This window comes from Sorangium sp. So ce302 (assembly GCF_051530145.1).
Lineage (GTDB): Bacteria > Myxococcota_A > Polyangia > Polyangiales > Polyangiaceae > Sorangium > Sorangium cellulosum_B.
This window is the reverse complement of the sequence record NZ_CP150326.1, coordinates 3,551,069-3,563,510: the sequence shown is the minus strand read 5'-3', so window position 1 is coordinate 3,563,510 and position 12,442 is coordinate 3,551,069. Positions and strand designations below refer to the sequence as shown.

At 70.8% G+C, this 12,442-nt stretch carries 10 protein-coding genes; 3 read left to right on the top strand and 7 right to left on the bottom strand.

The features are described from left to right. Nucleotides 1–20 precede the first annotated feature (20 nt). The 3 genes from WME73_RS13715 to WME73_RS13705 form a co-directional block, all read right to left on the bottom strand. Nucleotides 21–752, bottom strand: coding sequence for a heme exporter protein CcmB (locus tag WME73_RS13715; protein ID WP_437745909.1), 732 nt, complete (start codon nucleotides 750–752; stop codon nucleotides 21–23). Beyond that, nucleotides 749–2,692, bottom strand: coding sequence for a biosynthetic arginine decarboxylase (gene speA, locus WME73_RS13710; RefSeq protein WP_437745908.1), 1,944 nt, complete (start codon nucleotides 2,690–2,692; stop codon nucleotides 749–751). Before speA ends, WME73_RS13715 begins: the two co-directional genes overlap by 4 nt. A gap of 229 nt (nucleotides 2,693–2,921) precedes the next feature. After that, nucleotides 2,922–3,290, bottom strand: coding sequence for a hypothetical protein (locus WME73_RS13705; RefSeq protein ID WP_012235084.1), 369 nt, complete (start codon nucleotides 3,288–3,290; stop codon nucleotides 2,922–2,924). 207 nt (nucleotides 3,291–3,497) lie between these two features. Between WME73_RS13705 and WME73_RS13700 the strand changes: the two genes are divergently transcribed. Continuing rightward, nucleotides 3,498–4,511 carry a CPBP family glutamic-type intramembrane protease gene (locus WME73_RS13700; RefSeq protein ID WP_437745907.1) on the top strand — a complete coding sequence of 338 codons (1,014 nt, stop codon included), beginning with the start codon at nucleotides 3,498–3,500 and terminating at the stop codon, nucleotides 4,509–4,511. Nucleotides 4,512–4,595: 84 nt separating this feature from the next. On the opposite strand, the gene WME73_RS13695 is transcribed toward WME73_RS13700, so the two are convergent. Next, the gene (locus WME73_RS13695; protein WP_437745906.1) at nucleotides 4,596–5,081 is read right to left on the bottom strand and encodes a hypothetical protein; all 486 of its coding nucleotides are present in this window, start codon (nucleotides 5,079–5,081) and stop codon (nucleotides 4,596–4,598) included. A gap of 207 nt (nucleotides 5,082–5,288) precedes the next feature. Here WME73_RS13695 and WME73_RS13690 point away from each other — a divergent pair, with 207 nt between their 5' ends. Further along, nucleotides 5,289–5,993 carry a transglycosylase SLT domain-containing protein gene (locus WME73_RS13690; protein ID WP_437745905.1) on the top strand — a complete coding sequence of 235 codons (705 nt, stop codon included), beginning with the start codon at nucleotides 5,289–5,291 and terminating at the stop codon, nucleotides 5,991–5,993. Between the two features lie 231 nt (nucleotides 5,994–6,224). Then, complete coding sequence (locus WME73_RS13685) at nucleotides 6,225–7,610, top strand: KamA family radical SAM protein (protein WP_437745904.1); 1,386 nt, start codon at nucleotides 6,225–6,227, stop codon at nucleotides 7,608–7,610. 54 nt (nucleotides 7,611–7,664) lie between these two features. Here the strand turns inward: WME73_RS13685 and WME73_RS13680 are convergent, their stop codons facing one another. The 3 genes from WME73_RS13680 to WME73_RS13670 all read right to left on the bottom strand — a co-directional run bounded on the left by WME73_RS13680 (nucleotide 7,665) and on the right by WME73_RS13670 (nucleotide 12,322). Next, the gene (locus WME73_RS13680) at nucleotides 7,665–9,113 is read right to left on the bottom strand and encodes a WYL domain-containing protein (protein ID WP_437915992.1); all 1,449 of its coding nucleotides are present in this window, start codon (nucleotides 9,111–9,113) and stop codon (nucleotides 7,665–7,667) included. 244 nt (nucleotides 9,114–9,357) lie between these two features. Then, nucleotides 9,358–9,993 carry a hypothetical protein gene (locus WME73_RS13675; RefSeq protein ID WP_437745902.1) on the bottom strand — a complete coding sequence of 212 codons (636 nt, stop codon included), beginning with the start codon at nucleotides 9,991–9,993 and terminating at the stop codon, nucleotides 9,358–9,360. A 268-nt stretch (nucleotides 9,994–10,261) separates the two neighbouring features. Then, nucleotides 10,262–12,322 (bottom strand): MopE-related protein, encoded by a 2,061-nt coding sequence (locus WME73_RS13670; protein WP_437915990.1) that lies wholly within the window; start codon nucleotides 12,320–12,322, stop codon nucleotides 10,262–10,264. Between the last annotated feature and the right edge of the window lie 120 nt (nucleotides 12,323–12,442).

The window sequence follows — 12,442 nt, the reverse complement described above, 5'->3', positions numbered from 1 at the left end:
AGATCGACCCGCGCGGCGGCTCAGCCCTCGATGATCAGATCGAAGAGGCCGAGCCCGCCCGCGAGGAACACGACGTCGAACACGCCCATGAGCGCCACGTAGTCGGTGAGCTCGCCGATCGTCGCGCCGCCGAAGAGCTCCCTCGTCCCCGCGACCGCGGCGAGCAATGTGGGCGCGAGCAGCGGGAAGAGCACGCTCGCGAGCACGAGGTCGCGGGCGCGGGTGCGCACGGTCATGGCCCCGAAGAGGGTGCCGCTCGCGGCGATGCCCGGCGTCGCCGCGAGGCAGAAGAGCGCGAGCCCCGGGCCCGTCTTCACGAGATCCACCGCGAAGAGGAGCGCCGCGACCGGGATGATGATCACCTCGACCGCGATCACGAACGCGCAGAGCCCGAGCGCCTTGCCGGCGAAGAGCGCGCTCCTCGCGATGGGCAGCACGAGCAGGCCCGAGAGCGCGCCGTCCTCGCGCTCCCGCTGCCACGTGCGGCTCAGCGCGAGCACCGACGCGAACGCCACGCTCACCCAGATGACCCCGGGCGCGACCCGCTCGGCCGCGTCCTGGCCCGCGTAGAACGCGAGCGACGCGATCACGGCGACGAGCACCGCGAAGAACCCGCTCGTGGTGACGATCTCGCCCGTGGCGAGCTCGATCGCGAGGTCCTTCCGCGCGACGAGCGCCGCCTGGCGCGCCCAGCCGGGCCGGCGCCGGGGGAGCGACGCGCGGACCGTGGGCGCCGTGCTCTCCGAGATCACGGCGCGGAGGTGAGGCTCAGGTACGTCTGGTCCTTGAGCCCTCGCTCGTAGTCGGCGAGGAGGCGCATGCCCTCCGTCGGCTTGAGCAGGTCCTGCTTGATCGCGCCGTCCACCTGGGCCTTCACCTTCCCCACGAGATCGCGGTTGTCGTACTGGGTCAGCGCCAGCACCTCGTGGATCTTGTTCCCGGCGATCGTCTCCTCGATGTAGTACCCGCTCTCCTCGTCCTCATCGAGGAAGACGTGCACCTCGTTGACCCGGCCGAAGAGGTTGTGGATGTCGCCCATGATGTCCTGGTACGCGCCGGTCAGGAAGATGCCGACGTAGTACGGCTGGTCGCCCGAGATCGGGTGCAGCGGGAGCGTGTCCTTCACGTCGTTGAGATCGATGAACTTGCTCACCTTGCCGTCGGAGTCGCAGGTGATGTCGACGAGCGTGCTGTCGACCGCGGGGCGCTCGTTCAGCCGGTGGATCGGCACGATCGGGAAGAGCGCGCCGAGCGCCCAGTGATCGAGCAGCGACTGGAACACCGAGAAGTTGCAGATGTACTGGTCGGCGAGCTGCTTGCGGAGCTCGCCGAGATCGTCCGGCACCTCCTCCGGCTCGAGCGACGACGCGATCTTCTGCATGGCCTCGGCGATCTCCCAGAAGAGGATCTCGACCCGGGCCTTCACGTCGAGGTTGAGGAGGCCGAGCTCGAACATCTTCTGCGCCTCTTCCTTGATCTGGAGGAGGTCGTGCCACGACTCGCCGAGGTTCGGCCCGGAGATGTTGTCCTTGATGTAGAGGAGGTTCTGGATGAGCTTGTGCTCCTCGGTCTGGATGTCGATCGGCGACATCGGCGTCTTCTCGATCGAGCCGAATGCCTGGACGACCAGCACCGAGTGGTGCGCGACGATCGCTCGCCCGGACTCGGAGACGATGTTGGGGTGAGGCACCCGCTCCTCGTCGCAGATGTCGGCGATGTTGTGCACGATGTCGCGCGCGTACTCCTCGACCGAGTAGTTCATCGAGGAGTGGAAGGTCGAGCGCGAGCCGTCGTAGTCGATGGCGAGCCCGCCGCCGACGTCGATGTACTCGATGCGCTGCCCCATCTTGCGGAGCTTCGCGTAGTACCGCGTCGCCTCGCGCACGGCGCGCTTGATGATCAGGATGTCCGGCACCTGCGAGCCGATATGGAAGTGGAGGAGCTTGAACGAGGAGCTCATGCCCGCCTCGTCCATGATCCTGCTCGCCGCGAGGATCTCCGCCGTGGAGAGCCCGAACTTCGCGTTCTCTCCGCCCGAGGTCTTCCACTTGCCCGCCCCCTCGGTGAGCAACCGCACCCTGAGCCCGATCATCGGCTCGACGTTCATCTCCTTGGCGACGCGGGTGATCATGCGCACCTCGGAGAGCTTCTCCGCGATGAGGATCACCTTCTTGCCGAGCTTGCGCCCGATCAGCGCCGTCCGGATGAAGTTCTCGTCCTTGTAGCCGTTGCAGACGATCAGCGACTCGGGGTCGGTATGGACCGACAGGCCGGCGAACACCTCGGGCTTGGAGCCGACCTCGACGCCGTAGTGGTAGGTCTTTCCCGCGTCGAGGATCTCCTCCACGACCTCCCGGAGCTGGTTCACCTTGATCGGGAACACGCCGCGGTAGGTCCCGCGGAACTTGCTCTCGGCGATCGCCCTGTTGAAGGCCTCGTTGAGCGCCCGCACCCGGTGATGGAGGAGATCCTGAAAGCGGATGAGCAGCGGCGTGCGGAGCCCTTGCTCGAGCGCCGCGTCGACGACGTCGCGGATCGCGATCTTGCTGCCGCGCTCCTGGAGCGGCGCGACCGTGAGGTTGCCGTCCGGGCTCACGTCGAAGTAGCCACGACCCCAGCGGTCGATCATGTAGAGCGACTTGGCGTCTTCGGTCGTCCAGACGTCGGTCTCGGTCTCGTGCGCGCTGCTCACGGTCGTTCTCCTTGGCGGGGGCCGCGGCCGGCGGCACCCACACCTTCTCTGGGAGGGCCCCCACGAGGGGGCTTCTGGCTCATCAGGGGGACGTCAGATCGTCGGTCCGACGCAGGACGGCTGGATGCCGCGCGCTGGCGACGCGGCTCATTACGATAGGAACGCCTGACCTTCAAGGGCAGGCAGCCCGGTCACAACCGGCGGGAGGGGGGCTCCGAGCAGCGCGCGCTCAGGCCTGGGCCTTCGAGGCCGCCTTCGCCCGCTTCGAGGCCGACTGGTAGAGATCATAGAGGCGCGGGACGGGGTACGCCTCGAGGCGCTTCCTGTACCCCTGGTCCTTCGACCGGTTCAGGACGGTCAACGTCTCGTCGATGAGCTTCGCCCGCGTCCCGAACTTCTCCTTTACAACGCTGAACGTCGCGTGGAGGCGGAGGAGCTTGGCGTTCGAGACGTGATCCAGGCCCTTCGTGCCGCCCCGATCGGAGCTGACGCGCCCGAGCCAGAGGTCCTCGGTCGCGAACCCTTTCACGGCCTCGACGAGCTTCGCCTTGTCGCCGAAGCGCTCCTTCACGATCGCAAGCGGATTTTTGCTGGCCATTGCTGAGACTCCCACGGGCAGGCGAGGCCTGCGCCGGACATGCGCGAGATGACTCGCGCGGCTTTGAAGAGGGGCGCGATCTAGCAGAGCAGGGCAGGGCGCCGCAAGGCCGCGCTGCGGAGGGGCGGCGCCGGCGGCGGTCGAGATCCCGCGTCGCCCGAGTGTCGCCGCTGTGCTGGGCCGCGGATCGTGGTACACGGCGCGCCGATGCTCAACCTGGGGAGCTGGCTCGTGGCGCACGTCGACCGGCTCCGGCCGCTGCAGCCGCCCCTCTCGGACGTCAGCTCCCGCCTCGCCGGGCCCTCGTCGGCCCTGGGGAGCACCGTCCTCAAGGCCCTGTTCCCGGTCGTCGCGTACATCGCGCTCGCGCCCGTCCTCTGGCTCTTCTTCCGGCGCACCTGGCGGGAGCTCGACGTCGAGGCCCACGAGCACCAGCGGCGCACCCTCGCCGCCGGCGGCTACGACCGCCGCCCCGCGGTCCTGTTCACCATCACCGCCGTCGTGCTCATGCTGCAGCAGTACTACGGCGGCCGCGCCGTCTACGACGAGCACATCCGGCCGTGGCTGCGCGAGCTCGAGCTCGCTCAGGCGCTCTCGCCGGGCGGGACGCTGCTGCCCATCTCGATCCGCCGCTACGACGAGCTCTACGGCTACGTCTGGTGGTCGTTCACCCGCGTCTTCGGGTACGTCGCCATCCCGATGGTCGCGTGGAAGGCCTGCTTCCCGAAGGACAGCCTGCTCGACATGGGGCTGCGCGTCCGGGGGCTCGCGAAGCACGCGTGGATCTACCTGCTCTGCCTCGCCGTCGTCGTCCCGGCGGTGTTCGTCGTCGCGAGCGCGCCCGACTTCGGGACCTATTACCCGTTCTACAAGCAGTCCTCCCGCTCCTGGTTCGACCTCATCGCCTGGGAGACGATGTATTTCGCCCAGTTCTTCGCGCTGGAGATCTTCTTCCGCGGCTTCTGGCTCGCCGGCCTGCGGCACACGCTGGGCTCCGGCGCGATCTTCGCGATGATCGTCCCCTACTGCATGATCCACTTCGGCAAGCCGTACCTGGAGGCGGCCGGCGCCGTGGTCGCCGGGATCGCGCTCGGCTCGCTCGCGATGCGCACGAAGAGCATCTACTCGGGCTTCCTGGTCCACGTCACGATCGCGCTGCTCATGGACCTCGTCGCGCTGTCGAACCGCGGCGCGCTGCCGCGATCGTTCTGGGGGACGTGACGTTTCCTGACGTCTTCTGACGTCTTCTGACGTCTTCGCCGGCCGGCCGGCGGCGCGCCCGATGACGCGCCCTCGCGCCCTGGCTCAGCCGAGCGTCCGGGTCAGCTTGCGCATGATCTCCGCCCGGCTTCGGTCACGGATCCCGCGCCGGTAGAGCGCCTCCAGCCCACCCGCGGCCGCGCGCACCGCGTCGCGGTGCTCGCCGTCCCAGGGGAGCACCGCGAGCCTCCGCCAGAGGATCTTCTCGAGGAGCCGGGGTTTGCGCCTGGCCAGCGCGCCGCTCGCGAGCTCGATGACCCGAGCCGAGGTCGGGTCGGCGCGCATCGCGCGCACGAAGAACCCCACGGCCGCTGTCACGCGGCGGCCGCCGTGCATCGCCTGTACGCCAGCGTCGCACAGGGCCTCGGCCCGCTCGCGCGGGGTCGCCGCGCGCCGCGCGCGCTCCCGCGCCGCCTGCACCTCGGCGCTCAGCGCGTCCCGGCGCCGCCGGGCAGGGCGCATCTTGACGACGAGGAACAGGATGAAGAGGGCCGCAACCCCCGCGAGCACATGCCGCCAGCCGATCTCCATGGCGCCCGCCTTACTACAGCGCCCGGGACGTGCTCACCAGACCGAGCTTCCACGACGGGGGGGCGGCGCGCCGGATCGCCTCACGACGGCGTCCTCGGAATGACGGCGCGTGCCCGAAGCGTTGCTCTCCAATTCAGCTTCCTCCGATTCCACTGGCACGATTTCCGCCGATACGGTGCGGTTTGCGCGAGCGGACGATCGCAACCTATGCTGAACCGAGAGATGCCTGCCCCGTCGACCTCCGGGCCTTCCCTTCGCGTGCCCCTGCGCGCCCTCGCCGCCGCGCTCGGGCTCGCCGTCCTCGCGCTGCACCCGGGCAGCGCGCTCGCCGACATCTTCACGTACACCGACGCGGATGGAACGGTGCACTTCGCGAACCGCCCCACCGGCGACGCGCGGTTCAAGCTGTACATCAAGGGCGACGGGCGCCGCTCTTCGACGACGCGCGCGGGGGTGACGCCCGTCGCGCCGAGCGACAAATCGCTCGAGCGCTTCAGCCGCTACGACGCGTGGATCCGGCAGGCCGCCGCGCTCTATCAGATCCCCGAGGAGCTCGTCCGCGCGGTGATCAAGTGCGAGAGCGACTACGATCCACGGGCCGTCTCGCCCGTCGGCGCGCAGGGGCTGATGCAGCTGATGCCAGAGACCGCGCTCCGCATGCAGGTGCGCGACGCGTTCGACGCGCGAGAGAACATCTTCGGTGGAACGCGGTACCTGCGCATCCTGGCCAACCTCTTCAACGGAGATCTCGATCTCACCATCGCCGGCTACAACGCCGGTGAAGGGGCGGTCATGAGGCACGGCGGCATCCCGCCGTACGAAGAGACCCAGGCCTACGTGACGCGCGTCCGGACCTACTACGCGCGCTACCGCACCACCCGCGACACCACGGTCGCGTCGATCGAACCCTGACCGGCTCGCGCGCCCGCCAACCGCGAGCGCGCTCGCCAACCCCCCGCCCGCCCGCCAGAGGCGCCGCTCGGCGACAAGCGGCGCACATCGCCCCCGACCGGGGTACCGCGATGCTACGCTCCCAGGAACCGCTGCCGCAGCCTCTCCCGGGCAGGCCCCGAGACGCGTAGGCGCAGGCACGCGGCCATCCCTCGACGCTCTCTTTGCTCCGCGCGAGCAAGGGTCCACGACATGACGACCACCTCGAGCCTCATCGAACTCAGCAAGCGAAGCCACGACATCGCGCCCCTCAAGCCGCCGGTGGACCCGGCGTCCCTCCAGCACGCGAACCTGCTCGAGCTGCCCGATTTCCGGAGGATCCCGGCCTACGCCGACGTGACCGACGAGCAGTTCATGGACCACCGGTGGCAGGCGAAGAAGTCGATCACCCGCCCCGACAAGCTGCTCGACACGCTGCGCGGGATGGTGTCGGACGACTTCATCCGGGACGCGACCGAGGGCTTCGCGCACGCGCCGATGAGCGTCCGGGTCTCGCCGTACATGCTCTCTCTGATCGACTGGAACGATCCGTACGGCGATCCGCTCCGTACGCAGTTCATCCCGCTGGCCTCGCGCTTCCTGCCGGATCACCCGAAGCTCGGGCTCGATTCGCTGCACGAGCGCGCGGACGCGCCCGTCCCCGGGCTGACGCACCGGTACGCCGACAAGGCGCTCTTCCTGCCGCTCGACACGTGCCCCGTGTACTGCCGCTTCTGTACGCGCAGCTACGCGGTGGGCATCGACACGGAGGAGGTCGAGAAGACCCACTTCAAGGTCGACGAGGAGCGCTGGAAGCGAGCGTACGCGTACATCGCGTCGCGCCCCGAGCTGGAGGACATCGTCGTCTCCGGCGGAGACGCGTACAACCTGCGGCCGGAGCAGCTCGGCGCGATCGGAGAGACGCTCCTCAGGATGCCGAACATCCAGCGCATCCGCCTCGCCACGAAGGGCCCGGCCGTGATGCCGCAGAAGATCCTGACCGACGACGAGTGGATCGACGCGGTCACGCGCACGGTAGAGCTCGGCCGGAAGCTGCACAAGGAGGTCGTGATCCACACGCACTTCAACCACCCGAACGAGATCACGGGCGTCACCCGCGACGCGATGAACAAGCTCTTCGAGCGGGGGATCACGGTCAGGAACCAGTCCGTGCTGCAGCGCGGGGTGAACGACACGCCCGAGACGATGAAGCTGCTCGTGAAGCGCCTGGGGCACGTGCACGTGCACCCCTATTACGTCTACATCCACGACCTCGTCCGCGGCGTGGAGGACCTCCGGACCACGCTGGCGACCGGGCTCACGATCGAGAAGTACGTGCGCGGCTCGACCGCCGGGTTCAACACGCCGACGTTCGTCGTCGACGCGCCCGGCGGCGGAGGCAAGCGCGACGCGCACTCGTTCGAGCACTACGACCGCACGACCGGGATCTCGGTGTTCGAGGCGCCGAGCGTCAAGCCGGGGCAGCGGTACACGTACTTCGATCCGATCGATCAGCTGCCGGCCGAGGGGCGCGCCCGCTGGGCGGACCCGGCGGAGCACCAGAAGATGATCGACGAGGCGCTCCAGGCCTCGCGCTGAGGCGGGCCAGCTCCGCGGGTCAGGGATCCCACCCGGGATCGCTGGACTGCGGAGCTAGGCCTCGGCCGGCGACGGCGGCTCGTCGTAGCGAGCGAGCGCGCCGGCGAGCTCACGCTTCACGCGGTCCACGAGGTCGGGCGGCTCGACGACGCGCGCGGTCTCGCCGAAGCCGAGGACCCACGTCGCGAGCTCCGTCATGTCGCCGATGAGCATCGTGAGCCGCACGCCGCCGCCGGACAGTGGCGTGATCTCCTGAGACGGATGCACCTTGCGCGTCCGCACGAACTCGGTGACACGCTCGTCGAAGTCGATCACGACGCGCCGGGGCTCGCCCCCGCGCCAGATGCCGAACTGGCCCTGGAAGTAGTCGTCGATGGAGAAATCCGGGGGCAGCTCGAACCGCTCGGTGACCGCGCACTCCGTGTCGCGCATGCGATCGAGCAGGAACGTGCGCACCTCGCCGCGCCCCACGTGGAGGCCCACGCAGTAGATCGCGTCCTTGTAGAGGACGAGCGCGTACGGGTGGATGAGCACCCGCTCCTCGCGCCCGTCCCGCGAGCGGCGGTAGCGGCACCGCAGGGGGCGCAGGTCGGCGACGGACTGGAACAGGTCGTCGAGCTCCTCGGTGCGCGCGGCGTAGTCCTTCGGGGCGAACGGGAGATAGAGGAAGCGCTCCTCCAGCCGCGCGTCGGCGACGCCGGCGTTCGGCCCGCGCCCGGGCCTGCGCGCGACGCCGAGGAGGCGCTGCGCGGCGAGGTCGATCTCCTCGAACAGGGTCGAGCCGCGCATCGGCTCGAACAGCCGGCGGGCGGCGAGCAGGGCGTACGCCTGCGTCCGCCGCACCTCGACGCGCCGGGGCGCCTCGCTCGGAGACAGCCGCCAGAGGCGAGGGCCCCCGGGGCGCGTGGCGACCGACACGAGATCGAGCTCGCGCTTGACCTCGACAAGGTAGCGCCGGAGCGAGCGCGGCGTGACGTTGAGCTCGCGCGCGAGATCGTAGATCGTCAGGCCGGCAGGGTGCTTCTGCAGCAGGCTGCGCAGCGAGTCGAGCCGCCGGTGCTGCGTGAACGGGCCGCGCGGCCGGCCGCGCTGCGCGCCGCCCCGCTCGTCGTCCTCGTCGTCGTCGTCGTCCGGCGGAGGAGGCCTCTTCGAGGCGGCCGCAGGAGCACCCGCGTCCGCCCGCGGAGGGCCCGCTGGAGGGCGCACGCTCGGCGCGGACGGGGCCGCTGGAGGGCGCACGCTCGGGGCCGCCGTGCTCGATCTGACGTCGAGGGCCGCGTCCCCGGTGAGCCGCGGCGCCGCGCCCGCGCGCGGCTTCGAGGGCGGCGTCGCGCCGCTCGAGAACGGGTCGGCGGTCTGGCCGGCGCGCGGGCGCGGAGCAGCCGCTGCCCCGCTCGATTTGCCGGCCCCTCGCGCGCGGGTGGACGACGAGGTGGCAGGCGCATGGGCACCCCCAGGGCCTGTGCGAACAGCGCGCGCCATCAGCACAGCGCTGTATCGCATCACCCCCTCCCGTCCAAGATGTTTGTCCCGCGCCCTGCCGACCGAGCAGCGATCGCCGGCCGGGCGCGCGGCGGCGACGCTCGCCGCTCGCGGCGCTCCAGGAAGCGGCGCTCAGCGCTCGCCACGGCGCCGTGAGCTCGCGAAAATGTCGTTGGGTTACGGGAATTTCGCCGCGGTGAGCCGCGGGGACGCAGCGGCGAGCGGCGCGAACCGGAGCGGATCCGCCGCGCCGCCGGCGGGCGGCTCACCAGGGACGATCGCGCATCGTCTTCTTGTACTGCTCCTTGTAGAGGTCGTGGCACTGCTTGCAGCTCGCCTTCGCGCCGTCGACGTCGCCGGCCTTCGCCTTGGCGATGCCAGCTTTCGTGATCGCCACCCAGCTGCCCATGCCGGGCGGCGGCTTGCTGGCCACGTACTGCAGCGCCGTCGCGATCTTCGCGGCGTCGCCGCTCGAGGTCGCGGAGGCCATCGTGCTCTTCATCCAGGCCTGCATTGGGCACATCTTCTGGCCCTTCGCCCCGCACTCGAACTTCTTCTCGCCCGCCTGCGCGGCGCCGGTCGACGCTGGTCCCGCGGCCGCGGCGGCAGACGCAGCGGCCGTCGCCTTCGGCGCGGCCGTCTCCGCCGGCTCGGCGGTCGCCGCGGCCGTCTCCGCCGGAGCGGCCGACGCAGCGGCCGTCGGCTCGGCGGTCGCCGCTGCCGGCACGGCCGCCGTCGCCGCCGTCGCCGCCATCGTCGCCGCAGGAGCGGCGCTCTCGGTCGGCTTGCCCTCGGCCACCGCTCCGGGGGCCGTCGCGTCGCTCCCCTTGCTATCGCAGCCGAGCGTGGCGAAAGACAGGCTCGCGAGCAACAGCGCGAGCGGCGTGATCGTTCTCCTCATGCAGTCTCCTTGGGTGATGAACGGAAGCGCTCCTGACGAGCGCGAGGCCGAGGGATGCGTGCCGCGGTCCTCTGTGCGCCGCGCAGTGTAATCGGGTCGCCGTCCGTCCGCTGCGGTCGCGCGCCTCGGTCGGGGCGCCATTCCTCGAAGCGCCGCGTCCCCACAGCGCCCTCGCCAGGGGCGCCGCCGAGGCCCCCCATCGGGCGATCGGGCGCCGCGCCCCGACGTGCCCCGGAGCGGCGCCTGCCCTACCGCCCTGCGCGGCGCTTCACTCGCGCGTGCCGGGCGTCGAGGCAAACGTCGACCACTGAAAGTTGTCGAGGAGGGCCACGGAATCGTTCCAGGGATCGCCGGTGTCCCAAAGTACGAAGCGCAGCTCCATGATCTCACCCGGGGTGACATTGCCGTTCATGACCAGCCATCCGGTCCCGCCGCCCGCGAGCTCGCTCGATCCGCACCAGCCAGGGTCACCGCCGACCTGGGCGGGCGGCCTCGTGGCATCGAACCCCGTCCCGCGGAGCTGGGTGATGCTCGTGCAGGTGGTCGTCGTTCCGGGGGTGGCGCCGCCGCCGCACCCGGTCGGCCCGTTCACGCACTGGGTGAAGAGCCCGGTGTCGCCGAACGCGAGGTTCGTGCCCAGCGGGTAGACCGGCGCCCCGGCGGGCGGCCGGTCATAGAAGGCGAGGTTCCCGTCCGCAGGGTTCGCCGCCTCGCCTGGAAAGGGCTCGAACGTCGAGTCGAGGAGCGCCAGAAAGAAGTCGTTGAACCGGCTGCACACCCACTCCGGATACTCGGACGAGAGGAAGAACGTCGAGACGCTGAACGCGCTCGCGTTCGTCGGCACGCGGACGCGCAGCTTCAGCATCACGGGATCGTAGGCCGTCGCGCCGCCCTGCGGGTCAGGGCACCCGGGCGCGTTCGGGAGGTTGTCGCCGTTCGCGTCGAGCCAGTCCGCGGGCACCCTGCTCGACGTCCCCATGTCCTGACCGCCCTGGAACGGGGCGAAGCTCGGCCTCGTGTCGTTCGGCGCCGCCTCGGCCGCAGCGACGCCGGTCGAGAGCACCGCGAGCCGCGCGCCCTGGAGCGGCGTGATGCCGGAGCCGAAGCCCTGGCGGATCGATCGCTGGGCCGCGGCCGGCGCGCTTGCGCCGTCGGCGCGGTGGAAGCTCGCGGAGAGGACACCCCACGTGCGCTGCGAGCGCGACGGTGGGCTCGCCGTCGTGGTGACGCAGAGGTCGATCGCCTTCGCATAATCGAGCGCGGTCGGCGAGTCGCTCGTGAGCCCGGCGTCGCAAGGCGCGGTGTTGTCTACCACGCCGTCGCAGTCGTCGTCGATCCCGTTGCCCGCCACCTCGAACGCGCCGCGGTTCACGAGGGCCGGGGTGCCGCACCCGTCCGACGGGGAGTCGCAGCAATCGCCATCGCAGATCGTCCACCCGTCGCCGTCCTGATCGGGTGGGTTGTCGACGGCGCCGTCGCAGTCGTTGTCGATGTCGTCGGCGCACACGTCGAGCGCCGGCAGCACCTGGTGGAGGCATGGCCCCCACGAGAGGCCGCTCGGCCTGCAGGTGGAGACCCCGGGGGCGCAGGGAGCGACCCCTTCGGTGCCCGGCGATCCCTCGTAACACACCCTCGTGTCGCCCGGCGTGCACGAGCAGGGCCCGCGCTCTGCTTCGTCGTGCTCGCACCCGTCCGCCGGGTCGTGGTTGCAGTCGAGGAACCCGTCCTCGCAGGCGGTGAGCGCGCACGCTCCCGACGCGCAGGCGATCCCGGCGTGCGAGAGCTCCGGACAGGCGCGACCGCAGGCGCCGCAGCTCAGCGCGTCCGTCAGGAGATCCCGACAGACACCATCGCAGCACGCCGCGCCGCTCTCACACGGATGCGCCGCCGAGCAGCCCTGAACGCACTCGCCCTCTCCGGTGCACAGCGCGCCCGGGGGACAGTCGCCGTCGACGATACAGGCAACACAGGCGTGCTTCGCGGGATCGCAGGTGAGCGGAGCTGCGCAGTCGGACTCGTCTTCACAGCCCGAAAGGCAGCGCTTCGCCTCGGGATCGCAAACCTGACCGGGCGGGCACGCCAGAGGGCCAGGCAGACAGGCCACGCAGTCGCCCGTCTCCCGGTCGCACAGCGGGGCGCTCGGGTCCGCGGCGCAGTCGGCCGGACAGCCGGAAGCGCCCTCGCCTCCGGCGCCTCGCGGGGTGTCGGGGCCTGCCGCGCCGGCGCAGGACGGCGCCACGCCGGACGCCAGCGCGAGCCCGACCACGGCGGCGAGCCCTCCGCTCCAGGCCAGCGGGCGGCGACGGACTGCGCGGGTTCTGGTCGACATCGGCAAGCGGCTCCCCTCCTCGGCGCGACGCACCCGAGGGGTGGCCGACCGCAAGGATCGTAGACTACCCGGTCGGTGCCTGGAACGACGGCAGATCGGCGGGGATGAGGCGCCTCGCCT

Coding starts and splice junctions, on each gene's coding strand:
- WME73_RS13705 (WP_012235084.1), bottom strand. CDS start 3,290: ATGGCCAGCAAAAATCCGCTTGCGATCGTGAAGGAGCGCTTCGGCGAC.
- WME73_RS13700 (WP_437745907.1), top strand. CDS start 3,498: ATGCTCAACCTGGGGAGCTGGCTCGTGGCGCACGTCGACCGGCTCCGG.
- WME73_RS13695 (WP_437745906.1), bottom strand. CDS start 5,081: ATGGAGATCGGCTGGCGGCATGTGCTCGCGGGGGTTGCGGCCCTCTTC.
- WME73_RS13690 (WP_437745905.1), top strand. CDS start 5,289: ATGCTGAACCGAGAGATGCCTGCCCCGTCGACCTCCGGGCCTTCCCTT.
- WME73_RS13685 (WP_437745904.1), top strand. CDS start 6,225: ATGACGACCACCTCGAGCCTCATCGAACTCAGCAAGCGAAGCCACGAC.
- WME73_RS13680 (WP_437915992.1), bottom strand. CDS start 9,113: ATGCGATACAGCGCTGTGCTGATGGCGCGCGCTGTTCGCACAGGCCCT.
- WME73_RS13675 (WP_437745902.1), bottom strand. CDS start 9,993: ATGAGGAGAACGATCACGCCGCTCGCGCTGTTGCTCGCGAGCCTGTCT.
- WME73_RS13670 (WP_437915990.1), bottom strand. CDS start 12,322: ATGTCGACCAGAACCCGCGCAGTCCGTCGCCGCCCGCTGGCCTGGAGC.